Origin of the sequence: Kitasatospora sp. NPDC058046 (assembly GCF_042885595.1) — a bacterium.
GTDB lineage: Bacteria > Actinomycetota > Actinomycetes > Streptomycetales > Streptomycetaceae > Kitasatospora.
Window position 1 is genome coordinate 183,205 of the sequence record NZ_JBHVRS010000010.1, and the last position, 25,300, is coordinate 208,504.

Annotated in this window: 25 protein-coding genes; 15 read left to right on the forward strand and 10 right to left on the reverse strand. The window is 74.5% G+C overall.

Going from position 1 to position 25,300, the window contains the following annotated elements:
- Positions 1–277 precede the first annotated feature (277 nt).
- Both ACFVU7_RS21820 and ACFVU7_RS21825 read left to right on the forward strand, forming a co-directional pair.
- Positions 278–1,657: a sensor histidine kinase gene (locus ACFVU7_RS21820; RefSeq protein ID WP_074004856.1), complete on the forward strand. Its 1,380-nt coding sequence runs from the start codon at positions 278–280 to the stop codon at positions 1,655–1,657.
- On the forward strand, positions 1,654–2,331 hold the full coding sequence (locus tag ACFVU7_RS21825) for a response regulator (protein ID WP_388046532.1): 678 nt from the start codon (positions 1,654–1,656) through the stop codon (positions 2,329–2,331). Before ACFVU7_RS21820 ends, ACFVU7_RS21825 begins: the two co-directional genes overlap by 4 nt.
- A gap of 39 nt (positions 2,332–2,370) precedes the next feature.
- Here ACFVU7_RS21825 and ACFVU7_RS21830 read toward each other — a convergent pair whose 3' ends face one another.
- Positions 2,371–3,186, reverse strand: coding sequence for an SAM-dependent methyltransferase (locus tag ACFVU7_RS21830; protein WP_074004855.1), 816 nt, complete (start codon positions 3,184–3,186; stop codon positions 2,371–2,373).
- A 254-nt stretch (positions 3,187–3,440) separates the two neighbouring features.
- On the opposite strand from ACFVU7_RS21830, the gene ACFVU7_RS21835 reads away from it, so the two are divergent.
- The 6 genes from ACFVU7_RS21835 (at position 3,441) to ACFVU7_RS21860 (ending at position 9,022) form a co-directional block, all read left to right on the forward strand.
- On the forward strand, positions 3,441–3,788 hold the full coding sequence (locus tag ACFVU7_RS21835; protein ID WP_049651501.1) for a PRC-barrel domain-containing protein: 348 nt from the start codon (positions 3,441–3,443) through the stop codon (positions 3,786–3,788).
- 106 nt (positions 3,789–3,894) lie between these two features.
- Positions 3,895–4,161 (forward strand): metal-sensitive transcriptional regulator, encoded by a 267-nt coding sequence (locus ACFVU7_RS21840; RefSeq protein ID WP_049651499.1) that lies wholly within the window; start codon positions 3,895–3,897, stop codon positions 4,159–4,161.
- 363 nt (positions 4,162–4,524) lie between these two features.
- Positions 4,525–5,961: an endonuclease/exonuclease/phosphatase family protein gene (locus ACFVU7_RS21845; protein ID WP_388046534.1), complete on the forward strand. Its 1,437-nt coding sequence runs from the start codon at positions 4,525–4,527 to the stop codon at positions 5,959–5,961.
- Between the two features lie 44 nt (positions 5,962–6,005).
- Complete coding sequence (locus tag ACFVU7_RS21850) at positions 6,006–8,009, forward strand: phosphocholine-specific phospholipase C (protein WP_388046536.1); 2,004 nt, start codon at positions 6,006–6,008, stop codon at positions 8,007–8,009.
- A gap of 85 nt (positions 8,010–8,094) precedes the next feature.
- Positions 8,095–8,568 (forward strand): VOC family protein, encoded by a 474-nt coding sequence (locus tag ACFVU7_RS21855; RefSeq protein ID WP_380737195.1) that lies wholly within the window; start codon positions 8,095–8,097, stop codon positions 8,566–8,568.
- A gap of 4 nt (positions 8,569–8,572) precedes the next feature.
- Positions 8,573–9,022: an SRPBCC domain-containing protein gene (locus ACFVU7_RS21860; protein WP_049651504.1), complete on the forward strand. Its 450-nt coding sequence runs from the start codon at positions 8,573–8,575 to the stop codon at positions 9,020–9,022.
- A 37-nt stretch (positions 9,023–9,059) separates the two neighbouring features.
- On the opposite strand, the gene ACFVU7_RS21865 is transcribed toward ACFVU7_RS21860, so the two are convergent.
- The 3 genes from ACFVU7_RS21865 to ACFVU7_RS21875 all read right to left on the reverse strand — a co-directional run bounded on the left by ACFVU7_RS21865 (position 9,060) and on the right by ACFVU7_RS21875 (position 12,999).
- On the reverse strand, positions 9,060–10,313 hold the full coding sequence (locus ACFVU7_RS21865) for an aromatic acid exporter family protein (RefSeq protein ID WP_074004852.1): 1,254 nt from the start codon (positions 10,311–10,313) through the stop codon (positions 9,060–9,062).
- 121 nt (positions 10,314–10,434) lie between these two features.
- Positions 10,435–11,169, reverse strand: coding sequence for a polyprenol monophosphomannose synthase (locus tag ACFVU7_RS21870; protein ID WP_388046538.1), 735 nt, complete (start codon positions 11,167–11,169; stop codon positions 10,435–10,437).
- Between the two features lie 234 nt (positions 11,170–11,403).
- Positions 11,404–12,999 (reverse strand): N,N-dimethylformamidase beta subunit family domain-containing protein, encoded by a 1,596-nt coding sequence (locus ACFVU7_RS21875; RefSeq protein WP_388046540.1) that lies wholly within the window; start codon positions 12,997–12,999, stop codon positions 11,404–11,406.
- Positions 13,000–13,405: 406 nt separating this feature from the next.
- Between ACFVU7_RS21875 and ACFVU7_RS21880 the strand changes: the two genes are divergently transcribed.
- Complete coding sequence (locus ACFVU7_RS21880; protein ID WP_049651508.1) at positions 13,406–15,307, forward strand: APC family permease; 1,902 nt, start codon at positions 13,406–13,408, stop codon at positions 15,305–15,307.
- Positions 15,308–15,371: 64 nt separating this feature from the next.
- Here the strand turns inward: ACFVU7_RS21880 and ACFVU7_RS21885 are convergent, their stop codons facing one another.
- The gene (locus ACFVU7_RS21885; protein WP_049651509.1) at positions 15,372–15,641 is read right to left on the reverse strand and encodes a GlsB/YeaQ/YmgE family stress response membrane protein; all 270 of its coding nucleotides are present in this window, start codon (positions 15,639–15,641) and stop codon (positions 15,372–15,374) included.
- A gap of 271 nt (positions 15,642–15,912) precedes the next feature.
- Here ACFVU7_RS21885 and ACFVU7_RS21890 point away from each other — a divergent pair, with 271 nt between their 5' ends.
- Positions 15,913–16,278, forward strand: a complete 366-nt coding sequence (locus ACFVU7_RS21890) for a hypothetical protein (protein WP_117493017.1) — start codon at positions 15,913–15,915, stop codon at positions 16,276–16,278.
- A 60-nt stretch (positions 16,279–16,338) separates the two neighbouring features.
- Here ACFVU7_RS21890 and ACFVU7_RS21895 read toward each other — a convergent pair whose 3' ends face one another.
- The 3 genes from ACFVU7_RS21895 to ACFVU7_RS21905 form a co-directional block, all read right to left on the reverse strand.
- Entirely contained in the window at positions 16,339–16,467 is a 129-nt protein-coding gene (locus ACFVU7_RS21895) for a hypothetical protein (RefSeq protein ID WP_388046542.1), read from the reverse strand.
- A gap of 24 nt (positions 16,468–16,491) precedes the next feature.
- The gene (locus ACFVU7_RS21900; RefSeq protein WP_388046543.1) at positions 16,492–17,139 is read right to left on the reverse strand and encodes a HEAT repeat domain-containing protein; all 648 of its coding nucleotides are present in this window, start codon (positions 17,137–17,139) and stop codon (positions 16,492–16,494) included.
- Between the two features lie 96 nt (positions 17,140–17,235).
- The gene (locus tag ACFVU7_RS21905) at positions 17,236–17,946 is read right to left on the reverse strand and encodes a TetR/AcrR family transcriptional regulator (RefSeq protein ID WP_388046545.1); all 711 of its coding nucleotides are present in this window, start codon (positions 17,944–17,946) and stop codon (positions 17,236–17,238) included.
- Between the two features lie 140 nt (positions 17,947–18,086).
- Here ACFVU7_RS21905 and ACFVU7_RS21910 point away from each other — a divergent pair, with 140 nt between their 5' ends.
- Positions 18,087–19,286 carry an FAD-dependent monooxygenase gene (locus ACFVU7_RS21910; RefSeq protein WP_074004848.1) on the forward strand — a complete coding sequence of 400 codons (1,200 nt, stop codon included), beginning with the start codon at positions 18,087–18,089 and terminating at the stop codon, positions 19,284–19,286.
- Positions 19,287–19,326: 40 nt separating this feature from the next.
- On the opposite strand, the gene ACFVU7_RS21915 is transcribed toward ACFVU7_RS21910, so the two are convergent.
- Positions 19,327–21,315 (reverse strand): hypothetical protein, encoded by a 1,989-nt coding sequence (locus ACFVU7_RS21915; protein WP_158077758.1) that lies wholly within the window; start codon positions 21,313–21,315, stop codon positions 19,327–19,329.
- Positions 21,316–21,583: 268 nt separating this feature from the next.
- On the opposite strand from ACFVU7_RS21915, the gene ACFVU7_RS21920 reads away from it, so the two are divergent.
- The 3 genes from ACFVU7_RS21920 (at position 21,584) to ACFVU7_RS21930 (ending at position 24,117) form a co-directional block, all read left to right on the forward strand.
- Positions 21,584–22,396, forward strand: a complete 813-nt coding sequence (locus tag ACFVU7_RS21920) for a substrate-binding domain-containing protein (protein WP_388046651.1) — start codon at positions 21,584–21,586, stop codon at positions 22,394–22,396.
- Positions 22,397–22,650: 254 nt separating this feature from the next.
- Positions 22,651–23,304 (forward strand): CBS domain-containing protein, encoded by a 654-nt coding sequence (locus ACFVU7_RS21925; protein ID WP_049658102.1) that lies wholly within the window; start codon positions 22,651–22,653, stop codon positions 23,302–23,304.
- A gap of 162 nt (positions 23,305–23,466) precedes the next feature.
- On the forward strand, positions 23,467–24,117 hold the full coding sequence (locus ACFVU7_RS21930) for a beta-glucanase (protein ID WP_074004845.1): 651 nt from the start codon (positions 23,467–23,469) through the stop codon (positions 24,115–24,117).
- Positions 24,118–24,157: 40 nt separating this feature from the next.
- On the opposite strand, the gene ACFVU7_RS21935 is transcribed toward ACFVU7_RS21930, so the two are convergent.
- Complete coding sequence (locus ACFVU7_RS21935; protein WP_388046547.1) at positions 24,158–24,697, reverse strand: hypothetical protein; 540 nt, start codon at positions 24,695–24,697, stop codon at positions 24,158–24,160.
- 152 nt (positions 24,698–24,849) lie between these two features.
- Here ACFVU7_RS21935 and ACFVU7_RS21940 point away from each other — a divergent pair, with 152 nt between their 5' ends.
- Positions 24,850–25,203, forward strand: a complete 354-nt coding sequence (locus ACFVU7_RS21940; protein WP_388046550.1) for an SHOCT domain-containing protein — start codon at positions 24,850–24,852, stop codon at positions 25,201–25,203.
- Positions 25,204–25,300 lie beyond the last annotated feature (97 nt).

Consider the following 25,300-nt stretch of genomic DNA (forward strand, 5'->3'; position numbering starts at 1 on the left):
GGCCCGGCCCGGCCCCGCCACCACGCGGGCCCGGGCCGGGCACCGTCCCTCGGCCCGACCCCGCGCGGCCCGACCCCGTACGGCCCGACCCCCCTCGGACCGATCCCGTACGGCTCGGACAGCGGTTCGAACCCCAACCGTTACCGTTGCTGTCGGGGACCGCCGTACGTCCGGAGCCCCCGACCCCGCCCGCCGCTCCCACCGGGAGCGGCGCGGCACGAACTGGCGATGCCCGGGCGCGGGCGCGACCAGCGTCCCCCGACCGGAGAGCACGAGCATGAGCGACATCTGGCAGCGCCTGCGCCGCGACCATCCCCGGTTGCTCGACGCGGCAGGCGGCGCGGGCGTGATCACGGTCACCGGCCTCGGTGCCACCATCGACCAGAACGGCGGCCACTTCACCCCGTTCGCCGCGCCCACCTTCGCCATCGCGCTGTTCTCCGCCGTCACCGTGCTCGCCCACCGCCGCCACCCGCGCGCGGTGGTCGCCGTCACGCTGCTCTGCACGATGGCGCTCGCCATGGTCAGCCCCCGGCTCACCCCGACCGTGGCCACGCCGCTGCTGCTCGCCCTCTACTTCCTCGCCATCCGCACCGACCGTGCCACCGCGCTGCGCGCCTCGGTCGTCACCGCCGTCCTGCTCACCGGGATCACCCTGCTGCTCGGGCCCGGCGGGCCGATCAGCGAACGGCTCGGCGTGCTCGCCTGGGCCCTGCTGCCCGGCGCCCTCGGTGACTCCATCCGCAACCGCCGCGCCCACCTCGCGGCCATCGAGGAGCGCGCCGAACGCGCCGAGCGCACCCGCGAGGAGGAGGCCCGCCGGCGGGTCGCCGACGAGCGGATCAGGATCGCCCGCGACCTCCACGACGTCGTCGCCCACCACATAGCCCTCGCCAACGCCCAGGCCGCCATCGCCGTCCACCTCATGGACAACCACCCCGTCCAGGCCCGGGAGGTGCTCAGCCACATCACCGACGCCACCGGCTCGGCCCTCCAGGAACTGCGCGCCACCGTCGGCCTGCTGCGCCGCGCCGAGGACCGCGCCCCGCTCGAACCCGCCCCCGGCCTCGACCGGCTGCCCGAACTGATCAACACCTTCGAGCGGGCCGGTCTGCCGATCCGGCTCTCCGTCGAGGGCGAGGCCCGCCCGCTGTCGCCCGGCGTGGACCTCACCGCCTTCCGGATCGTCCAGGAGTCGCTCACCAACGTGGCCAAGCACGCCCACGGCGCCGACGCCGAGATCACCCTCGCCTACAGCGGCAGCCGGGTCGCGGTCAGCGTCGCCAACGGCCGCCCGACCGCGACCGGCCGCCGCCGCGCGGTGCCGCTGCCCCAGCACCCGCCGAGCGAGGGCGGCTTCGGCCTGATCGGCATGCGCGAGCGGGCCGGGGCGGTGGGCGGCCGGCTCAGTGCCGACCGGCGGCCCGACGGGGGCTTCCTGGTCACCGCCGAACTGCCGCTGCGCACCGGCGCCCGCGACGACGGCCCCGAGTCCGTGGGCGCCCTCACCGCCGCCGACGTCGCCCGGGCCGCCAGGGCCGCGCGCGCCGCCCGCACCGATCGCCCGGCACCAGCCGATCGCCCGACACCAGCCGAAGGACAGGACGGCGCCGCCCGAGCGGACGGCGCGGTCCGAGAGGAGAGGGACCACGCATGACCATCCGGGTACTGCTCGCCGACGACCAGGCCCTGCTGCGCGGCGCCTTCCGGCTGCTGATCGACGCGGAGGAGGACATGGAGGTGGTCGGTGAGGCCGCCGACGGCCGGGAGGCCGTCGAACTCGCCCGGGCCACCAGGCCCGACGTCGTACTGATGGACATCCGGATGCCCGGCACCGACGGCCTCGGCGCCACCGCCGAGATCTGCGGTGACGAGGCGCTGTCCGGCACCCGGGTGCTCATCCTCACCACCTTCGAGATCGACGAGTACGTGGCCCAGGCGCTGCGCGCGGGCGCCGGCGGGTTCCTCGGTAAGGGCGCCGACCCGAAGGAGCTGCTCGCCGCCGTCCGCACCGTCGCGGCGGGCGAGGCACTGCTCTCGCCCGCCGCCACCCGGGCCGTGATCGACCAGTTCCTGGCCCAGCCCGAGCCGGCCTCCGCCGCCTCCACGAGCGAGCGGCTGTCCGTCCTCACCGCCCGCGAGCGCGAGGTGATGTCGATGGCCGCCACCGGCCTCACCAACGAGGACATCGCCGAGCGGATGTTCGTCAGCCCCTTCACCGTCCGCACCCACGTCCACCGGGCGATGTCCAAGCTCGACGCCCGCGACCGCGCCCAGCTCGTCGCCATCGCCTACCAGACCGGCCTGGTCCCGCCCGGCCGCCCGAACTGAGGCCCGCCCGGCCGGCGGTGGCCGGTCCGGCCCCGGGGCTCAGGGCTTGCGGGCCACGGCGCCGTACATGCTGACGCGGTCGGCGCCGGGGGCGGGGGTGGTGTCGGGGCGCCAGAGGGGGACGGTGGTCACGCCGGGGTCGAGGAGGGCGAGGCCGTCGAAGAAGGCCCGGACCTCCTCGCGGGAGCGGCCGACGAGGGGTGCGGTGGCCTTGTCGTAGACACCGGTGACCCGGTCGCGGATCTCGGCCGGGATGAAGTCGGCGGTGCCGTGCGAGAGGACCAGGTGGCTGCCGGAGGGCAGGGCGTCCAGCAGGGTGGCGAGGGCCTGGTGGGGCTGGTCCTCGTCCCGCAGGAAGTGGAGGACGGCGGCGAGGACGAGTCCGACCGGGCGGGAGAAGTCGAGCAGGTCCGCCGCCCGGACGGCGTCCAGCAGCGCGGCGGGCTCGCGCAGGTCGGCCCGGATGACGGTGGTGTGGCCGGGGCCCGAGCCGGCCATCAGGGCGCGGGCGTGGCTGAGCACGATCGGGTCGTTGTCCACGTAGACGGTCCGTGCGCCCGGTCGGGCCGCCTGGGCGATCTCGTGGGTGTTGCCGGCGGTGGGGATGCCGGTGCCGATGTCGAGGAACTGGTCGATGCCGAGTTCGGCGACGCACCGCACCGCGCGGGTGAGGAAGCCGCGGTTGGCGCGGGCGGTGGAGCGGAACTCCGGGTTGGCGGCGAGCGCCTTCTCGGCGGCGGCGCGGTCGGAGGGGAAGTTGTCCTTCCCGCCGAGGTAGTAGTCGTACATCCGGGCCGGGTGCGGCACGTCGGGCCGCAGGTCGGCCGGGATCCCGGCCCCGCCGGACTCCCACATGTTCTCGTATCCCACGGTTGCCGTCTCCTCTGCCCCGGGCGCCACGGACGATCCACTCGCGGCCCTGTTGGCGGACAGCCTAAAGCCCAGGTCACGGCCCGGGTACCGGTTGGTCGGGTCACCCCCGTATGTCCCTTTTCGTCGGGCGGGGAGGGTTCCCGGGCTCGCCGCGCGCCCCTGCCGCTCCCGGCGGAGGATGGAGGTCCGGGCGGGGGAACAGCCGGGGACGGGAGGTCAGGCCCGTGGGCATCGCGATGGCGGACATCCGCGAGTGGCGCGGCCACGCCGTGGTCGACGAGAAGGGCCACCGCATCGGGTCGCTGGAGTCGGTCTACGTCGAGACGGCCAGCGACGAGCCGTTCTTCGGCACGGTCACGGTCGGTTTCGCCGGCCGGCGCCGCCTGGTCTTCGTCCCGCTGGACGGGGCGGTGGCCGGGCCGGACTACCTCCGGGTGGCCTACCCGCGCAACCAGGTCAAGCAGGCCCCGGCGATCGGCACCGACGACGTGCTGCCCGCCGAGGACGAGCCCGCCGTGTTCGCGCACTACGAGCTGCCGTACGCGACCGGCGCGGGCGGGGAGCGCCGCCTGGCCCGCCGCTGAGCCGAGCCGTACCCGGGGGCGCCGAGCACGGCTTTCGCCAGCCGGGAATGAATACCCCGCCGGGTACACTTGTCCATCGACAGTCGATGTGAAAGGCGGCCCCGACATGCAGGTGGACGAGGAAGCGGTCGGCGCGGTCCTGAACCGGCTGCGCCGCGCGCAGGGCCAGTTGGCCGGAGTGATCGCGATGATCGAGGCGGGCCGGGACTGCAAGGACGTGGTCACCCAGCTCGCCGCCGTCTCGCGCGCGCTCGACCGGGCGGGGTTCAAGATCGTCGCGAGCGGCATGCGCCAGTGCATGGCCGCCGCCGACCAGGACGCCGCGCCGATGAGCGAGGCCGAGCTGGAGAAGCTCTTCCTCGCCCTGGCCTGACCGGGCGGCACCCGGTTCGGCAGTACGGTCCGACGAGGGCCGCGGCGGATCCTCCCGCCGCGGCCCTCGCGGCATGTCGGCGGAAACACCGGAGGAAGCATCCGCGAACCTGCCCGCCGAAGCACCCGCGACCACACCCGCGCCGCGGGCCGACGGCCCCGCCCAGCGAAGTTCCCGTACCGCCCGACGCTCCGTCATGCGTCGTTCACGCGCCGGTCGCCGGCCTTCGGGTGAATGAGGGCCGCCCGCAGTTGTACAGCCAACTGCGTGCGCTCCCCTCCTCCCAGCCTCCGTGACCAGCCGAACCCGGCCCCGGCGAACCGTCCCCCGGCGGTCCGGCCCCGGGCGGCGGACAGGACAACCGTGGCCGCAGGCAGCGCCCTGACGTTCAGTTCCTCCACCAACCCCACCGAAGGCGACCGGCTCACCTTCCACTGGAGCACCGACGCCCCCGACGCCAAGAACTGGGTCGGCATCTACGACGGCGACCGCCAGCCCGGCAACGGCGGCTCGCTGCTGTGGAAGTACACCGCGGGCACCTCGGGCGACGTCCAGCTCGACACCTCCGCGCTGACCGGCGGCCCGTACACCGCCTACCTGCTCGCCAAGGACGGCTACGGTATCCTGGCCCGCACCGGGCCGTTCACCTTCCGCCCCAAGCCCGCCGTCGTCCGCCCGCACGCCGCCGTCGACGCGTTCACCGCCACGCCCGTCGCCCCGGGTGCCGCGGTGACGGTCCGGCTCGGCGGCCTCTGGTCCCGCCCGGCCGGCAACCCGGCCGGCTCCGCCACCTACCGCAAGGTGAGCGGCCCCGCCTGGGCTGCGGTCGGCGCCGACGGCACGCTCACCGGCACCGCCCCCGCCACCCCCGGCCGGAACCCCGAGCCGGTGCTCGTCGGCGTCAAGGACAGCGCGGGTGCCACCGACACCGTCACCGTCCTCGTCCCGGTGGCGGACCCGGCCGCCCCGCCGCGCCTCAAGGCCGCCAGCTGGAACCTGCACGACGCGGGCTCGGCCCACACCGACGCGCTGGAGAAGCAACTGCGCGTGGTCCTCGCCCAGGGCCTGGACGTGCTCGCCCTCCAGGAGACCGCGGGGGAGCGGGCCAGGACCCTGGCCGACGCCCTCGGCTGGTACGCCTACCAGAGCCCGGGCAGTGTCGGCATCCTCAGCCGCCACCCGCTCACCGACGTCACCCCGCCGACCGCCGAACTGCCCGCCGCCGCGGCCACTTTGCGGCTGCCCGGCGGCCGCACCGTCCGCTTCTGGGCCGCCCACCTGGACGAGGCGGGCTACGGCCCGTACGCCGTCCAGGACGGCCGGACCGCCGCCGAGGTGGAGGCCGCCGAGAACGGCTCGCTGCGGCTGAGGCAGGCCAAGGCGCTGGCCGCCGCCGTCCGCGCGGACATCGCCCGGCGCACCCCGGTGGTGCTGGCCGGTGCGCTCTCCTCGCCCTCGCACCGGGACTGGACGGCCGCCACCGCCGCCGCCCACCAGGGGGTCGGCGCGCTCGCCTGGCCGGTCACCGTGGCCCTCCAGGGCGCCGGACTGACCGACACCTTCCGCGAGGAGAACCGCGACCCGGTCAAGGCCCCGGGCGCGACCTGGTCGCCCACCCGCAAGCGGCGCGGCGACCGCCCCGAGCCGCAGGACCGCACCGACTACGTCCAGTACGCGGGCCCGCTGAAGCTGGTCGAGGCGCACACCCTGGCCGTCGGCTGGCCGCAGCCCGAGCCCGGATCCGCCGCCAACGAGTGGCCCTCCGACACCGCCGCCGCGGTCGCCACCTTCCAGCTCTGAGCTCCCAGGCTCCCCGACTCCCAGCTCCGAGAGGCCAGTTCGTCATGCCCGAGCTCTCCCGCCGCACCTTCGTCGGCGCCACCGCGGCCGCCGGCGCCACCGCCCTGTCCGGCCTGACGGCCGCCCAGGCCGCCGCCGCCCCGGCCCCCGCTCCCGCCGCCGGTGCCAAGCCCGGCACCCCGCTGACCGGCACCGTCAAGGACGTCAGGCACGTCGTCGTCCTGATGCAGGAGAACCGTTCCTTCGACCACTACTTCGGCACCCTGGCCGGCGTCCGCGGCTTCGGCGACAAGCAGGCGCTCCAGTTCCCGGACGGCACCGACGTCTTCCGCCAGCCCGACGGCCGGCGCAGCGACGGCGGCGTGATGCTGCCGTACCGGATGGACACCGCCAAGTACAACGCGCAGAACGCCGGCGGCCTGCCGCACGACTGGGCCACCGGCCACCAGGCCATCAACAACGGCGCGATGAACAAGTGGATCGCCGCCAAGGGCGAGCGCACCATGGGCTACTTCACCCGGGACGACATCCCCTACCAGTACGCCCTGGCCGACGCGTTCACCGTCTGCGACGCCTACTTCACCTCGCTGGCCGGCCCGACCGACCCCAACCGGCTCTACCTGTGGACCGGCACGTCCGGCCCCGGCCGCGACGGCACCACCGGCCCGTGGATCGACAACACCCCGGTCACCGACAACCCCGTCGCCGACTGGACCACCTACGCCGAGCGCCTGGAGGCGGCCGGCGTCAGCTGGCGCGTCTACCACAACCCCAGCAAGGACGAGCGCACCGGCGACTACGACGACAACGCGCTCTCCTACTTCAAGCAGTTCCACAACTTCCCGCACGACGACCCGCGTTACGTCAACGCGATGACGAAGTTCGACCCCGCCGACTTCGACCGCCACTGCAAGGACGGCACCCTGCCGACCGTCTCCTGGCTGGTCGCGCCGTACCTGTTCTCCGAGCACCCGGAAGCCGGCCCGGCCTACGGCGCGCACTGGGTCGACCAGGCCCTGCGGTCGCTGACGTCCAACCCGGAGGTCTGGCGGCACACCGTCTTCCTGGTGATGTACGACGAGAACGACGGCTACTTCGACCACATGGTCCCGCCCACCCCCGAGCCCGGCACCCCCGAGGAGTTCACCCAGGGACGGGCCATCGGCCTCGGCAACCGGGTGCCGCTCTGGGTCGTGTCGCCCTGGTCGCGCGGTGGCTGGGTCAACTCCCAGGTCTTCGACCACACCTCGGTGCTGCGCTTCATGGAACTGGTCACCGGGGTGGCCGAGCCCAACATCTCGGCCTGGCGCCGGGCCGTCTGCGGCGACCTCACCAGCTGCTTCGACTTCGCCGCCCCCGAGCTCTCGGTCCCGGTGCTGCCTGACACCAAGGCCCTGATGGCCAGGGCCGACGCGGGCACCAGGCTGCCCGGCGTCGCGCTGCCGGCGGTCGGCGCCCAGGCGATGCCCGTCCAGGAGCGCGGCGAGCGCCCGCACCGCCCGCTGCCGTACCAGCCGTGGGCCGACGTCGAGGTGGACCGGAAGACCGGCAAGGTCACCTGCACGATGAGCAACGACGGCTCGGTGGCCTTCCCGTACACCGTCTACCCGAACATCCTGCTCCCCTTCGCCGGCACCCCGTACACCGTCGCCCCCGGCGCCACCGCCCGGTACGTCTGGGACGCCGCCACCACCGACGGCCGCTACGACTTCACCGTGCACGGCCCGGACGGCTTCGTCCGGCGCTTCGCCGGCACCGTGGTCCGCGACGGGCAGGACGGCCAGAACGACATCGGCGTGCCGATCGTCACCGTCGACCTGCGCGGCAGCCGCAAGCTCACCCTGCAGCTCGTCAACGACGGGATGACCGACGTGGCCTTCACCGCCGCGCCCAACGACTTCGCGGGCACCGCGCAGACCGTCTGGGTCAAGCCCGGCAAGCAGGCCGACCTGGCCTGGCCGCTGGACGAGCAGGGCCGCTACGACGTCGTGGTGACCGCCCACACCGGTCAGCGCTTCGTCCGGCGCTTCGCGGGCTGGGTGCACTGACCCGGCGACGGCCGGGGGCGCCGATCCGGTGACCCCCGGCCGTGGCTCGGCCGCCCCGACGGACCCCGCCGTTACCGTCGGGCGCATGCAGAAAATCACCACCTCCCTCTGGTTCGACGACCAGGCCGAAGAGGCCGCCGCCTTCTACACCACGCTGTTCCCGAACTCCCGGGTCCTCAGGACCACCCGGTACGGCGAGACCGGCCCCGGCCCGGCGGGCTCGGTGATGACCGTCGAGTTCGAGCTCGCCGGCCGCGCGTACGTGGGCCTCAACGGCGGCCCGGCGTTCCACTTCACCGAGGCGATCTCGCTCCAGGTGGCGTGCGACGACCAGCAGGAGGTCGACCGGCTCTGGGCGGAACTCACCGCCGACGGCGGCCAGCCCGGCCCGTGCGGCTGGCTCAAGGACCGCTACGGCCTCTCCTGGCAGATCACCCCCCGGGTGCTGCTCGACCTGGTCGCGGGCGAGGACCGGGCCACGGCGGACCGCGTCTTCGCGGCCATGCTGCGGATGCAGAAGATCGAGATCCAGCCGCTGCTCGACGCGGCGAAGGGGTGAGCCCGTGACCGCCTTCAGCCACCGCGGCATCACCTACCTGCGGGCCACCCCCGAGCGGGTCTGGCACGCGCTCACCAACGCCGACGAGTCCGGCCTCTACTGGGGCCACCGCAACGTCTCCACCTGGCTGCTCGGCGCGCCCTGGGAGCACCAGCGGACCGACGGCTCCGGGACCGCCGACGTCATCGGCACCGTCGAGGCGGTCGACCGCCCGCACCTGTTGGTCACCACCTGGGCCGGGCCGCAGGAGGGGCGCGCCGCCTTCCCCTCCCGGGTCACCTTCGAACTCCAGGGCTGGCACGACCTCACCCGGCTCACCGTCACCCACGTGGACCTCGCCGACGAGGCCGCCCGGGCGGACGCCGAACAGGGCTGGTCGGCGGTGCTCGCCAACCTCAAGACCTACCTGGAGACCGGCCACCCGTTGCCGCAGGAGCCCTGGCTGATGCCCTGAGACCCCGGCGCCCGCCGAACCGCCGGGTGTTCCACCGCTACGCCGCCGGGCGATCCGCCGCAGCGGACGTCCGGCCGCCGCGGGCCCGTTCGCCCCGCAGCAGGCGGCGCAGCCAGGCGTAGCGGGAGAACCGCTCCCGGTTCGCCACCGAGGCCCGGTCCAGTTCCTCCATCAGCCGCCGGCCGCGGTGCTCCAGGTCCATCTCGTCCAGGATGCGGTCCACCTCGGCCAGTATCGAACCGTGCAACTGCCAGGCCTCCGGGTGCTCCTGGACCTTGCGCAGCAGCACCTGGGCGACGTTCTCCCGGCAGGCCCAGGCCGCCGCCAGCTCGGCGGTCAGCCGCTCCTCCGCCTCCTCGGCGCTGCGGCTCACCTGGGTGGTCACCAGCACCGCGTAGCTCACCATCGCGCCGCCGACGTGCGCCAGCAGCTCCTCCAGCCCCGTCGCGACGTCCGGCGGGAAGAGCCGTTCGCCGGGCGCGCGCCGCTTGGCCAGGTCGGTCAGCGAACGGGCCAGCACCCGGATCACGACGACGCAGATCTCCAGGGTGTCCAGCCCGGTGCGCAGCACCAGCCGGGACAGCAGCCCCTCGCTGATCCGCGGGTTGAACCGCAGGCTGTCCTCGGCCTGGCGCAGTGCCGCGTCCACGTCGGCGATCGCCTGGTCCAGCCGGCGGGCCTCGTGCAGCCGTTCGGCGGCCCGGGCCACCGGGGTGGGGCGGCCCAGCTCCTCGGAGATGTCGAGCAGCAGCTGGCGGGCCCGCCGGGCCAGGTCCTCGATCGACTCCCCGGCGGTGTCCACCCAGACCGGCGGCGCGAACACCAGGTTGAACAGCAGGCCGACGGCCGCGCCGATGAGGGTCTCCAGCACCCGGTCCCAGGCCTGCGAGGCCAGCTTGGTCACGCCCAGGATCAGCATCGCGCTGATCGCGACCTCCTGGACGAACTCCTCGACCCGGACGAACCGGCCGACGACCAGCGAGGCCAGGATGATCAGCCCGAGGCTCCACCAGGAGAGCCCGACCACCGCGCTGAACCCGATCGCGATCAGCACCCCGACCACCACCGAGTTGACCCGGCGGATGCTGGTCTTGAGCGTCGAGTAGACGGTGACCTGGACGACCAGCAGCGCGGTCAGCGGCGCCGTCAGCGGGGCGGGCTCGCTGCTCAGCCGCGTCGCCACCGCGAAGGCGATGGTGGCCGCGACGGTGGCCCGGACGCTCTGGACCACGAACGGTTCTCGGGCGCCGCGGCGGACCAGGTCCGTGAGTGTCTCCGGGAGAAGGGCCATGTCGCCCTTCTTTCCCCGCGGCGGCCGTTCACACCGCTCCGGCGGCGGTCCGGCACCCGTACGACCGCACCGGGCCGGCGTCCTGCCGTGCCCGGTCCCGTCCGGTCCCGTCGGTGCCCCGTCAGCCCTCGCGGTTGAAGCGCAGCTTCCAGGGCGCCAGCGCGGACTCGACCTGCACGCCCATGCTCATCTTCGAGGCGCCCTCGATCCGCTCCTCGAAGCGGATCGGCACCTCGCGGATCGTCATGCCCTGCTTGACGACGCGGTAGTTCATCTCGACCTGGAACGAGTAGCCGTTGCTCCGCACTGTTGGCAGGTCGATGGCGCGGAGGGTGTCCGCCCGCCAGGCCTTGAACCCGGCGGTGGCGTCCCTGACCCCGAGGCTGAGGATCGTGTTGACGTAGAAGTTCGCCCAGGCCGAGAGCGCCTTGCGGTGCCAGGGCCACTCCTCGGCGGTGGAGCCGCCTGGGACGTAGCGGGAGCCCAGCACCACGGCGGTGTCGCCGCCGAGCAGCAGCTCGACCATCGCGGGTATCGCCGAGGCCGGGTGGGAGAGGTCGGCGTCCATCTGCACCACGACATCGGCGCCCTCGTCCAGGGCCCTGGCCATGCCGGCCAGGTAGGCGCGGCCGAGGCCGTCCTTCTCGGTGCGGTGCAGCACGCCCACGGTGCCGCCGGAGTCCGCGGCGAGCTTGTCGGCGATCTCGCCGGTGCCGTCGGGGGAGTTGTCGTCGACCACCAGCAGGTGCAGGCCGGGCACCGGGAGCTCCGCGAGCAGGCCCGCGAGGACCGGGAGGTTCTCCCGCTCGTTGTACGTGGGGACGACCACAACGACCTTGGGGGAGGCCTCGACCATGTTCTGTTTCCCTCGTGCCTGCTCCGGATGAGACCGTGCGAGTGTATCGGGCGTTCCGACCGCCTCCTGCCCCGGCCGGAGGTCGGAAGCCCGTTCGATCACGATGCGGTACCGTGACGGGCCGCGAACGCCCGGAACAGTAGCCCCGGAGACCTCCCATGACGATCCGTCGCACCACTGTCCTGCCCGCCACCGCCCTCGCCGTCGCGCTGGCCGCGGGCTGAGCCGGGCCGGCTACGCCGTGCCGTAGACGGCGTCGAGGTTGTCCTGGGCCGGGCGGGTCCGGCCGGCCGGGCCGGCGGCGAAGGCGCGCAGGACGTTCTCGGTGACCTGGCGGACCAGGTCCCCGGCGTGCGAGTCGATGCCGTGGTCGGCCCGGCCGCCGCCGGGGCCGCGGGCCTCCAGCGCCTCGACCCAGCGCATCGTCCCGGTGGCGAACACCCCGGCCCCGCTCGGCACGGTGTAGTAGGCGGTGTCGGAGTGGGAGCGCCGGCCGTCGCACACCACGGGGGAGTGGGCGATCACCTCGATCGGGCGCGGGGTGGGGAAGCCGGTGTGCACTCGGTCGTACTCCACCCCGACCAGGTGCGGGAACGAGGCCCCCGCCGCGACGCCCGTCCCCTCGTACGCCCAGTGCCCGGGCGAGGTGACCACGTACGGGGCGTCCACCGGGTAGCCGTCGTAGATGACGCCGAGCATCGAGCTCTCCGGGTCGGCGCCCGGGCCGGTCCGGAAGTCGGTGGTCGCCGGGGCGCCCGCCTGGTGGCCCGGGTCCTGCGCCCAGGCGTCCTTGTAGCAGACCACCGTGCGGTCCGGCCCGAGGTCGGACGGCTCGAAGCGGATCCGGCGGTAGCAGCAGTTGGCGCCCAGGACCGCCAGGTTGGTCCCGGCGTCGCGGGCGGCGACCACGTTGGCCCGCTGCTCGGGCGACCAGTACTCGTCGTGGCCGAGCGACAGGACGGCGCTCGCCCCGGTCAGCAGGCCGGGTTCGCGGGCCACGTCGACGCCGGTGGTGTAGGCGAGCGGCAGGCCGAGCCGTTCGGCGAGGGCGACCAGCGGCGCCTCGTAGACCAGGAACAGCCCGGCGCCGTGGTCGTAGTCGTACGGCCGGTCGAAGACGACCTTCAGCGAGCGGGTGGCCAGGCCGCCGGTCGGGCCGTTGTAGAGGCTGTAGCCGCCCCACTCGTTGTAGGCCTGCCAGGTCGCCGGGGCGCTCATCACCACGGTCCGGCCCGCGGTGCTCGCCGAGCGGACGGTGAGCGGGACGTAGCGCCGCCCGGAGCCGTCCTCGGCGTCCAGGCGCAGCAGGTAGGCGCCCTCGGGCCAGCCGGCGGTGTCCACCGCGAGGGTGCGCTGCCAGCCGGTCAGGACGGTGCGGGTCGCCGGGTCCACGTGCGGCGCGGCCTGCTTGCCGCCGGGGACGTGCTCGCGGCGCCAGACCAGCCGGGCGCGGGCGCCGTCGTACCAGCCCATCCGGTAGGCGGAGACGGTGAACGCGGCGGCGGGGGTGGAGACGTGCAGGCCGAAGGGTTCGCCGGGCAGGACGCTGACCCGGTCGGCGAAGCCCTCGATGGCGCCGTCCGGGCCGGGGTCGGTGATCTCCCAGTCGGCGTTGCCGGGGCGGGAGCGCTCGCTCGTCGGGCCGGTGTGGCCGTCGGCGGCCGGGCCGGCGGTGCCGGGTGGCGTGGACGCCGGTGCGGCCGGCGCGCCCGCCGCCCCGGGGGACGGGTGCGCGGCGGGGGCCGCATCCGGGCGACGGGGGCCGCAGGAAGTGACGGCGGCCGCCATCAGGCCCAGGCCCAGGATCCTCCGCCGACTCGGCTCCGCCACCGCTTCCTCCGTTTTTCCTGTCCCTGCCCGGTCCGTGGGCGCGCCGGCCCGGCCGGTGGCGCGCTGTGCGGCGCCGGCCCGGTGCGTCGGTGCGCGCGGACATCCTCGCGTGTTCCGCGAGGTCCGTGCAGCCTGGCACACCGGACCGGGCGCGGCCGCACCCGTCTCGGGACGGCCCGCCACCGGGGAGGGCCGTACGGGCGCACCCGGGCGTGTCGGCCCGCGCGGTTGACCGGCCCCGGCGGGCCGGTCCCCTAGCCTGACCAGGCCCGCCGTCCGGCGGCCACAGGGGGTCCGGAGCCGTACGAGGCCGGCCGAGTCGTGGACAGGGGTGCCCGTGGTGTCGTCGGGGTCGGCCGAAGCAGGGGCGGGGCCGGTCACCCGGCGCGGGCGGTTCCGGGAGTGGATGCTGGAAGGCCTGGCCGACCTGGCCAAACAGCACCCCGGCCCGCACGCCGAGGCGCCGCACGAGAAGGGCCAGCGCTGGTGGCGGGTGATGTGCCTGACCGGCCTGGACTACTTCTCCACGCTCGGCTACCAGCCCGGCATCGCCGCGCTCGCGGCCGGACTGGTCTCGCCGCTGGCGACCATCGTGCTGGTGGTCGTCACCCTGCTCGGCGCGCTGCCCGTCTACCGGAGGGTCGCCCAGGAGAGCCCGCACGGCCAGGGCTCGATCGCGATGCTGGAACGGCTGCTCTCCTTCTGGCAGGGCAAGCTCTTCGTGCTCACCCTGCTGGGCTTCGCGGCCACCGACTTCATGATCACCATCACCCTGTCCGCCGCCGACGCCAGCGCCCACCTGGTGGAGAACCCGCACCTGCACAGCGCCCTGACCGGCAAGCAGGTGATGCTGACCCTGATCATGATCGCGCTGCTCGGTGCCGTCTTCCTCAAGGGCTTCAGCGAGGCGATCGGCCTGGCGGTGGTGCTGGTCGCGGTGTACCTCTCGCTGAACGTCGTGGTGGTCGCCAACGGGCTGTGGCACGTGCTCAAGGCCCCGCACGTGTTCAGCGACTGGACGCACGCGCTGACCGTGGAGCACGGCAACGCGATCGCGATGATCGGCGTCGCGCTGATCGTCTTCCCGAAGCTGGCGCTCGGCCTGTCCGGCTTCGAGACCGGCGTCGCCGTGATGCCGCACATCGAGGGCGACCCGGACGACACCGAGGAGAAGCCCACCGGCCGGATCCGCGGCGCCCGCAAGCTGCTGACCACCGCCGCCGCGATCATGAGCGTGTTCCTGATCGCCACCAGCTTCATCACCACGCTGCTCATCCCGGCCGACCAGTTCAAGGCCGGCGGCCAGGCCAACGGGCGGGCGCTCGCCTACCTCGCCCACGAGTACCTGGGCAGCACCTTCGGCAGTGTCTACGACCTGTCCACGATCGCCATCCTCTGGTTCGCCGGGGCCTCCGCGATGGCCGGGCTGCTCAACCTGATGCCGCGCTACCTGCCCCGCTACGGCATGGCCCCGCACTGGGCCCGCGCGGTGCGGCCGACCGTCATCGTGCTCACCCTGATCGCCTTCCTGGTCACCTGGATCTTCGACGCCAACGTGGACGCCCAGGGCGGCGCCTACGCCACCGGCGTGCTGGTGCTGATCAGCTCCGCCGCCATCGCGGTGACCATCGCCGCCCACAAGGCCGGGCAGCGCCGTTGGCGCACCGGCTTCGCGGTGATCGCGGGGGTGTTCCTCTACACCACGGCGGTGAACATCGCCGAGCGGCCGGACGGGGTCAAGATCGGCGCCTGCTTCATCGCGGGCATCATGCTGCTCTCGTTCCTGTCCCGGCTCAAGCGGGCCTTCGAACTGCGCGTCACCGACGTGGTGCTGGACGACGTCGCGGACCGGTTCGTCCGGGACTACACCCACCGCCCGCTGCGGCTGATCGCCAACGAGCCGAACAGCCGGGACCTCGCCGAGTACCGCGACAAGATCCACCAGATCCGGCGGGACAACGACATCCCGGCCGAGGACGACCTGGTGTTCGTCGAGGTCACCGTGCTCGACCCGTCCGACTTCGAGGCCGTGCTGACGGTCCGCGGCGAGGTGCTGCACGACCGCTACCGGGTGCTGGCGCTGGAGAGCTCCAGCGTGCCCAACGCGCTGGCCGCGCTGCTGCTCGAGGTGCGCGACCTCACCGGGCAGCAGCCGCACATCTACTTCGAGTGGACCGAGGGCAACCCCTTCGCCCAGTTCCTGCGGTTCTTCCTGTTCGGACAGGGCGAGATCGCCCCCGTCACGCGCGAGGTGCTGCGCGAGGCCGAACCGGACCGGTCCCGCCGGCCGGCCGTCCACGTGGGCTGAACGGGCGGCCCGGCCGGCTGGTCGGCCGGCGGGTCGGCCGGTCCGGGTGCCGGGGGTCGGCCGGTCAGCGGTTCTGGTGGGACTTCGTCCACGCGGGCGCGACGAAGGCCACCAGGGCGACGGCGAAGGCCAGTTGCAGGATGTGCCGGATCCAGTCGATGCCCGAGGTGTGGCGGACGCCGATCCAGCCGGAGACGGCGTTGCCGAGCCAGGCTCCGGCCGCGCCGAGCAGCATGGTCAGCCACCAGGGGATCGACTGCGGTCCACGCAGGATCAGTTTGGCGAGCACGCCCAGCACGAAGCCGATGAGCAGAATCCACAGGAGCTGGAACATCGCAGTCCACCTTCCGGGCGCTCCCGGGGCCGACGGCCCGGTGCGCCGAATCGCCGATGACGCGGTTCGTCCCATGATCACCCGGATCCGGCGAACGGGCATGTCGACGGGAGAGTGCGCAGGTCAGCCGCGTACCGGTGGAGCGCTCCCGGCGGGGAATGGGCGAGAACGCGCCGCAGGTCGGGCCGGAAAGTCGCTGTCCGTCATCGGCTCCGCACGGATAGGAATGGGCGGGACGCGGACGCGCCGCGTCACCGAGAGGAGCCGCCCCGTGATACGCCTTCGTTCCGCCGTCCTGACCCTGGGCTGTACCGCCGCCGCGCTGACCCTGACCATGGGGACGGCCCAGGCCGCGCCCGGTGACACCAGCACCAGCTGCTCCTCCTCGCTGACGCCGGGCGGCTTCGTGGACGTCCAGTGGTGGAACAGCGCGGGCTGCGGCTCCGGTTTCACCCCGAACACCAAGAAGATCATGCAGCTCACCGGCTACCCGGTCGGCACCGTGGTCAACGCCTGCGCCTCCACCTGGCCGCCGACCGGCTGGACGATCGTCAGCACCTACTACGGCTCCGGCTGCAACTACTCGGCGGTGCCGAGCCTGGAGAAGAACTCCTGGCAGCTCAAGCGCGTCTCCTGACGGCGGCGCACCGGCCGGCGGAGCGGTGCTGCCCGTCCGGGGCGGGCCGCCGGCCGGGGCTCAGCTCTCCCTGACCGCCTCGACGGCCCCGCGGACCAGCGGGTCCGGATCGTCCGCCAGGCCGTCCAGCAGCTCGGCGACGCCCGGGGTCGACCAGCCGCCGACGGCCCAGACCAGGTCCGTCCGCACGCCCGGGTGCGGGTGGTCGGCCAGTCAGGTGAGCAGGTCCACCGGGCCGCGGCGGCGCAGCCCGAACCAGTGCAGGGCGGTGCGCAGTTCGTACGGGTCGCCGGGTTCGCCGGCCGCCGCGATCCGGGCCAGCAGCACCGGGACGGGCGGCGGCGGGCCGTCCAGCGGGTGCGGGTGGCGCTCGCGCAGCCGGCGGCTGCCGTACTCGCCGCGGATACGGCAGCCGAAACAGGTGCAGGGCCGGGTGCCGTGGGCGCCCGGGACATAGCGCCAGCCGGTGGCCTGCGGCACGGCGCGGACCCGGTGCACCTCGCGGGCGCCCACCGTGCGCGGCAGGAAGACCTCCCAGCCGCGCGGGTCGGGCAGGGCGCCGATCCGCCGGACCGCCTCGGCGGCCCGCACCGGCCGTTGGGCGTCCTGGGCGCGGTCGCGGTAGTGCCCGGTCAGGACCTCCTGCCCGTCGTCCAGTCGGAGGTGCACCGCGACCAGTGCGCCCTTGGGGCCGAACCGGGCCAGCTCGCGCAGCCACTGGTGGGTCAGCGTGTACGAGGGCAGCACGGGGAAGCAGTACACCCCGCGTGCGCCGCCCTGGCCCCGGCTGTCGGCGCGGATCCCGGCGCGGCGGATGCGCGGCGCGTTCGCCGCGGCGGTCAGGTGCACGAACATCGCCATGGGGCGCGATCCTAGCGAGCGGCCGGGTGGCCGGCCGAGCGGTTTTCCCGGGCCTCCGGTTCCTCGCCACCGGGCGTTCCGGGACGCTGCCGCGGGTCAGGCGCCGGCCGTGCGGCGGTCGATCAGGGCGGCCAGCCCGTCCAGGATGCGCTCCAGGCCGAACTCCAGCGCCTGGTCGCGGCCGTCGGGGTCGGCCATGGCGGCGGCGACGGCCGGGAAGCGGTCGGCGTTCTCCTGGACCACGGTGCCGAGGGCGGCGAGGAGTTCGGCCTCGGGGGTGTCGGCGGGGCCGGCGGCGCGGGACTGCGCGGCGATTCCGCGCACGTGCCCGGTGAGCAGGACGGCGGCGTCCATCCGTTCGGGGCCGGTCAGCCCGTGGCCGTCGAGCGCCGCCACCACCCGCTCCAGCCAGGCGAGTTCCCTCGGACCGAGCGCCCGCGCGCCGACGGTGGCGTCCAGCAGCCACGGGTGCCTGGCGAAGGACTCGGCCAAGTGGTGGGCCCAGGCGGTGAGTTGCTCCCGCCAGTCGGCGCCCTCCGGTGCGTCCGGGGGCGCTTCGACGGCCGACTCGACCATCAGGGCGACGAGTTCGGCCTTGCCGGGGACGTACCGGTAGAGCGACATCTTGGTGAAGTCGAGCAGCCCGGCCACCTTCTGCATGGAGACCGCGCCGAGCCCCTCCGCGTCGGCGACCTCGACCCCGGCCGCGGCGATCCGCTCCAGGCTGAGGGCCGGCTTCGGCCCGCGGGTGGGTTTGGGGGCCGGGCCCCAGAGCAGCCGCACCGTGTCGTTCGCCGCCTCGGCCATCATCCGCTCCCGTTCTGGGGTTCCGTTCGGGGCTTGCCACCTGGGGGGTTGCCCTTCCCGCTCAACTGTGTCTACCGTACACAGCAACAAACAGTGTCCGCCAGACACAGTTTCACGATCCTCGGACGGAGTGGATTCCCATGAGCACCAAGGTCCTGATCTCGGGCGCGAGCATCGCCGGCCCCGCGCTCGCCCACTGGCTGGGCCGGTACGGCTTCGAGGTGACCGTGGTCGAGTTGGCCCCCGCGCTGCGCGACGGCGGCCAGGACGTCGACTTCCGCGGCCGCACCCACCTGACCGTGCTGGAGCGGATGGGCGTCCTGGAGGAGCTGCGCACGCTCGGCACCGGCGGCAGTCCGATGACCTTCGTCGGCCCCGACGGGCGCCAACTGCTGCACCTGCCCGCCGAGTTCGCCGGAGGTGACCTGGAGGTCCCGCGCGGGGAGCTGGCCCAGCTGCTCCACCGGCACAGCAGCGCCCGCGCCGAGTACGTCTTCGGCGACTCGATCACGGCGCTGGAGGAGACTCCGGACGGGGTCCGGGTCGCCTTCCGGCACGGGGCGCCGCGCGAGTTCGACCTGGTGATCGGCGCCGACGGGCTGCACTCCACCGTCCGTCGGCTCGCCTTCGGCCCCGAGCAGCGCTACGTCCGCCACCTCGGCTACTACGCGGCCACCTGGCAGCTGCCCAACGACCTCGGACTGCCCATCGGCGGGGTCGGCCTCAACGTCCCCGGCCGGCTGATGTCCGTCGGCGCCGACCACCGCGACCCGAGCCGGGCCGGTGCTTTCTGCCTCTTCGCCTCGCCCGAACTGCGCTACGACCGTCACGACCCGGCGCGGCAGAAGGAACTGGTCCGGGCCGCCTTCGCGGGCCTCGGCTGGCGGGTGCCGCAGCTGCTGGAGAGCCTGGACGCCGCCCCCGAGCCGTACTTCGACTCGATCAGTCGCGCCGACGTGCCCGCCTGGTCGACCGGTCGGATCGCCCTGATCGGCGACGCCGCCTGCGGCGCGACCATCGGCGGCATGGGCACCGGGACGGCGGTGGTGGCCGCGTACGTCCTGGCGGGCGAGCTGGCCCGCGCCCGCGGCGACCACCGGGCCGCCTTCGCGCGGTACGAGCACCTCCTGCGCGGCTACGCGCAGGGCTGCCAGAAGGGCGGCGACCGCACCGGTCCGTTCCTCGCGCCGCGCACGGCCACCGGGCTGCGGTTCCGCAACGCGCTGCTCAACCGGCGCTGGGCGCTGGAGAAGATGCTGGAGCTGGGCAAGCAGGTCAGCAGCGTCGAACTGCCCGACTACGAGCGGGAGCTGTCCCGTCGGCCGCGGGCCGTGGCCTGAACGGGAGCACTCGGGGTGGAAGGGAGACGGGGCGCGGGGCTCAGTGCGGTGGGTCGATCCGGGCGCCGTTGTCGAGCAGCGCCTCCACCTGGACGGCCGCGCGGGCGGGGCGTTCGACGGCCAGGGTGCGGTCCGGCGCGGGCCGGTCGGCGGACCAGCCCGAACCCTTGACGGTGAGCCGGGTGACCCGGCGGCTGCCCGCCGCGAGCACGAACTCCGTCCCGTGCGGGGAACGCCACCAGGTCCAGGCCACGGCGTCCCGCTCGAAGCGGCCGCAGGCCCGGCCCGGTCCGCCGCCGGTGCGCTGCGCGCCGCGGGCGCCCGGCAGGACGACGGCGGTGGCCGCACTGCCCGCGCCGTCCCAGCGGTCGGCGCGCAGGCAGACCCAGGAGGCCGAGCCCGCGTTCTGCGGCAGCGGCTGGACGGCGAAGGCCCAGAGGTTCAGCTGTTTGACGCCCGGTGTGCCGTCCGGAACGGCGCAGCCGGCCCGGGACCAGGCCAGCAGCGCGTCCTGGGCGGTCGCCTCGCGCGGCTCGCGGTCGGCCTGGGCGCGGTCGGCCTGGGCTCGGTCAGGTGGTGAGCCGTCCGGCTGGGGGCGCTCCGGTGGCGGGGCGTAGGTGAGGTGTGCGGGGATCAGGCCGCCCAGGTCGGCCAGCAGGAAGGCGGACCTCTCGGCCTTCTCGGCGACCACGGGGGACGAGTGCAGCTGGAGCAGGGTGGCGCCCTGGCAGTCGGCGGGCCCGCCGGCCGGGGCCGGGGAGGTGAGGCCGTCGGGGTGCTCCAACGGGTGGGCGGGGGTGTCGGGCCGGTCGATCCGGCGGGTCTCCGCGGAGTCCACCCAGGGCGCCAGCAGGTAGCGGACGGTGGCGCCCTGACGGCGCAGGACCACCGCGCCGGCCGTGGTCGGGTCCGCGTCGTCGGCCCGGGCGAGGTCCAGGTCTCCGCTGTCCCGACCGCCCTGACCGTTCTGGCTGTCGGTGTAGCGGGCGATCCGCTCGCCGTCGGAGAACACCACCACACCGGTGCCGTCCACCGTCCCGGCGAACAGCAGGTGCGGCGCGGGCGCGGCGGGCGGACCGGCGTCCGTACCCGGCTCGGCGTGGGTCCGGCTGCCGGGCCGGGCCCAGGCGGCCAGGGCGCGGCCGAGCAGCGCGCCGTCCTCGCGCCGCTCGCCACGGGCGGGCCAGGCGGTGAAGTCGACCCGGCTGGTGTGCTGCCAGGCGTCGGGGGCGACCCGGACCAGGTGGGACGGGTCGGGGTCGGCGCCCGCGAGCGGCACCGTCGTCGGACGGCCGGGCGCCGCCGGGTGCGAACCGCCCAGCACGCCCGCCGTGGTGGTGAGGCCGAGCACGCCGACCGCGAGCGCGGCCGTCAGCGTACGGCGCCGGCGCAGCAGGTCGGTGGGCTGCACCCGGACGGCGCAGGGGTCGAAGGCGGGCGGCAGCGGATCCGGACCGGACGGCACCTGCCCGGCCACGGCCACCGCCACCGCCGGGTGCGCCACCCCGGCCTGCCGCAGCACCTCGGCGGCCCGTTCGACGCCCAGCCCCTCGACCGTCCGCAGGGCGAAGGCCGCCCTGGCCGGGGCGGAGAGCGCGGCGAGCGCGTGGTCGAGTTCCGCGTCCCCCTCGCCGCCGTGCGGGGTGAACAGCCGCAGGCCCCAGACCCGGGGCGTGAGGAGACGGGCGGCCGGGCGGGGCCGGAGCGCGGCGCGCAGCACCCGCAGGCGCAGCGCGGCGTAGGCCGGGTCGTCCGGGGCGTCCGTGCCTTCCGGAGCGTCGGAGGGCCCGGGCGCGGACGGTCGGACGGCGGTTCGGTCCGTGCGGGCCCAGCGGGTGGGCAGGGCGCGTTGGACGGCGCAGTGGGCGGCGAGCACCCGGGTGTGCCGGTCGCGGTCGGCCGGCAGCGCCAGGTAGGCGAGCCGGACCAGCCTTCGGTAGTGGCGCACCAGCGAGGCCTCCGCCAGGGCCACCGGGCGCGCCGCGACATCCCGGCGCAGCGCGGCCGTGCTCACCGTCCGTACTGCCAAGGGGCCCTCCCGGGAGCCGTACCGCTGTCGTGGTGGATGGTCCAACGAGTCGATCATGTGATGGTTGCGCCGTCCGGGGTGATCGGCGGGCATATGACGGACGTGCGGCGCGCCACCGCTGGAAGAACGTCCGGCGAGCGATGGCGGCCCGCCCGGTGCCGACCAGCGGCGACGCCCGCCGCCGACCTGGTCGGCGTGGGCGCCCCGGCTCTACAGCTGGGACGCCCGGGGAACCAGCAGGATCACGCCCAAGACCGGGGCCTACGAGATCTTCCGGCCGACCAACACCCGGAGCGCCCTCAACGCCCTGGTGTTCAACAGCAGTGGAACGGTCGACTTCGCCAGGCTGAGCAGGCCGCCACAGCAGGGCGACCCGACCTCGATCGACTTCGTCCCGCTCGTGAGGGACGCGGTGACCTGGGCGGCCCCGGCGGGCGGCAACGCACCGAAGAACCTGACGACCGCCGATCTGCGGTGGATCTACTCCTGCGACATCACCAACTGGCGGCAGATCGACCCGAGCCTTCCGGACGCGACGATCAGGCCCGTGGTACCCGGTGTCCACGTCTCGGACCCCGCCACGCTTCGATCGTCCTACCTCTCCGACGAGATGACCGCCTTCGCTGCCGCCGCCTCCCCGAACGGCGATCCGGGCACCTTCTACGCGGGCCCGTGCGTGACCTCCGGCGTCGCCGAGGACCAGGGGGAGGACGCGGTCCTGCACGACCCGAACGCGATCGTCCCGTACTCGGTCGGCCGCTGGGTCGGACAGGTCACCGGCGGTCACCGGAAGCCGGGCGACGACCCGGGAGTGCTCGTGCCGCAGTCCCTGGACGGAACGGCGCCCACGGTCGACGGCGGGACCAACCCGGCCTTCCTGACGACCTGGCACGGCCGGACCCTCTACCTCGGGGTGCGGGACGGCGACTGGACGAGTGCCGACGCGCAGGGACGGGCGCTGCGGGCCGTGTTCGGTCGGAACGGCTGGTTCTGCACCTCCCCGGCGGCCGCGGCGGCCGTCCGGAGCCACGGGTTCCTGCGGGTGCCCGTCTTCGTCTGCGGGGCGACCACGCACGCCTGACGGCGTCGTTCCCACGGCTGCCCCGGCCGGGGCGTGGTGCCGGTGTCCGGTAGGGGGTGTGGTGCCGGGCCCGTGGTGCCGGTGCCCGGTCGGGGGCGTGGTGTCGGGGCCGTGTCAGCAGGTCGGGGCCCAAGGTCCCGCCCGTTCGGCCCCTTGGCCCCTGGCGGTCGCGGCCGTTACGGGCGATGCTGCCGGTACCGGCCGGGACGATCCGCGTCCGGTCGGACCAGCATCGTTGGACGAGGTGAACCGGCGTGCGTCATGCCACCGTCGAATCCGTGATGACCAGCCCCGTGGTCCTGGTCTCGCCCGAGACCGGATTCCGGGAGATCGTGACGCTGCTGAGCGAGTACGACATCACCGGCGTACCGGTGGTGGACCCGGAAGGGCGACCGCTCGGCGTGGTCTCGGAGGCCGACCTGCTGCGCACCCTGGCCGCGCAGGAGGACCCGGCCAGCCTGCTGCCCGCGCCCGAGTCGGCGCAGGCGGGCCCGGACGGCGAGGTGACCGCGGCCGACCTGATGACGGCGCAGCCGGTCTGCACCACGCCCGGCACCAGCGTGGTCGCGGCGGCCCGGCTGATGAGCCGGCACGGCCTGAAGCGGCTGCCGGTGCTGGACGAGGAGGGGCGGGTCGTCGGCATGGTCAGCCGCGGCGACCTGCTGCGGGTCTTCCTGCGCGAGGACATGGTGATCCGGCGGGAGATCGTCGAGGAGGTGCTCGGCCGGATCGACGGGGTCAGCCCGGCGGAGATCGGGGTGGAGGTCACCCAGGGGCGGGTGGTGCTCAGCGGCACCGTGCCCGAGCAGCACCTGGTGCCGATCGTGCTCAACCTGTGCCGCTCGGTGGACGGGGTGGTCTCGGTGACCGACCGGCTCGGGGCCGGAGGCGCGGCTCCGGTCGGCTGACCTGCTCGGCGCCGACCCCTGACCGGCCGTACCGGTCCCGAATCGCACGTTCGTCCCGGACCCGAACGATCCACTTCGCATACTGCGGAGGGTATCGGGTAACTCACCCTGTGTGCCTGGCGGTGCGGACTGCCGGGACGCCAGCGCTCCGGGGAGGCGGCCGTGGCAGTCGTGTTCGACGCGGACTTCACTTCGACCAGGCAGTGGATCGCCGGGCGCAGCAGCGCCTATCCCCGGATGGGGCCGACCAACCGGAGCGACCACAAACTCGACTACCTCAGCCGCGACTACTGCCCCGACGGGCAGTTCACGGCGGTCAGGCGGCACAGTGGCGGGCTGTGGAGCTGCAGTCTGCTGACCACCGAGGGCAGTCCCGACGGCTTCCAGCTCCGCGCCGGGGACGTGCTGTCGGCGAGCGTGACACTGCCGGTCGAGCTGGGTGCCTGGCCGGCGATCTGGACCTGGCGGGACGGCGGCAACGAGGTGGACGTCTTCGAGTACCACCCCGACAACCCGGACCTGCTGGAGATCTCCAACCACGTCCGCGGCGGCTTCCGGTACTGGCACGGTGCGAGCGCCGGGATCGGGCCGGGGGCGACCTTCGGCCTGCGGGTGGTGCTCGGCGCGAACTCGGTGGACTGGTACGTGGAGGACGAGCTGGTCTACGCGGACCTGCACGGGGTCGGGGCCGCGTGGCACGCGTACCTGATCGTCAACATGTCGGTGGCGGACGGGACGTATCACGACCGGCCGCCGTACGGCGGGCCGGACCGGCTGAGCTGGGTGTGCCACAGCCTCCAGGTCGAGCGCTGAGGGAGGCGGGGCGGGCGAGGGCGGGCGGGGGCGCCCGGGGCTACGGTTCGTGGGGCGCGAAGGAGGCGGTGATCGGGCCGCGGGGGGCGTAACCGCCGCGTGCGTCGACCGGGGTGAGCAGGCCGCGGGGGCCCTGCGAGCCGTACGGGTTGTGTGCGTCGTGTGGGGTGTGCGGGGCGTGCGGGTTGGAACGCTGGAACCAGATCGCCCGGCGGTACGGGCCGATGTGGGCCGGGTCGGCCACGTACAGGTCGTCGCGCGGGGCGCGCTCGTTGCCCGGGGCGAGCGCCGCGTCCACGGCGCGGTCGGCGATCGCGCGCAGCAGTGCGGTGGCGGTGGCCTCGGCGGCCGCCGGCGCGATGGCGAGGGCCGTGAGCTCGGCCCAGAGCGCGGTGGCGACGTAGCCGATCGGGGAGTGGCCGAGCGCCGGGTGGGGGCGCGGGTCCGGGTGGCGCCGCAGCACCCCGGCGGCGACGAGCTGCTCGGGGGAGCGGTCGTCCTCCGGCGGATGGAAGGCCATGGACGGCTGGTGAGCCGTGGGCCGCTGGGGGTGGAACGCGGGCGGCGGGTGGTGGGTCACCAGCGGCACGCTACCCCGGTGGGGCCCGGGAACGGTTGCCGGAACGTTTTCTCAGCCCGCCCTCACAGCGCTTTCGCCACCGACGGGAGCACGATGGTGGTAGGCGCTGCTCACCTCGGCGGGCCCCGACGGGGCCGGAGGAGGAGGTCCTGATGAGGTACTGGCACGGGCACGGCCACTACGTGGGTGGCTGGGGCGTGGGGCTGATGGCGTTCGGGACGCTGATGTTCCTGGTGATCGTCGTCCTGCTCGCCGTGGCCCTGTTCCGCTACGTAGCGCGCTCGCGGCAGCCGATCCCGCCCGGTCGGGCGGCACCCGGCGCCGGAGGGGCCGGGGTGGGCGGTCCGCACGGCTGGGGTCCGGTGGGGCAAGGGGGCCAAGGAGGTCAGGGGGTGTCCCCGGAGCAGTTGCTCGCGGAGCGGTTCGCTCGGGGTGAGATCGACGCGGAGGAGTACCGGCACCGACTGGACACGCTGCGTTCGGCGAACGGGCCGGGAGGCGACTGAGCCCAGGGAGGACGGACCGGGCCCGCCGCAGTTCGCGTGCGGCGGGCCCGGTCCGTCGGTGGGGCGGTCGGAGGGCGCTCGGGGTGCTCTTCCCCCC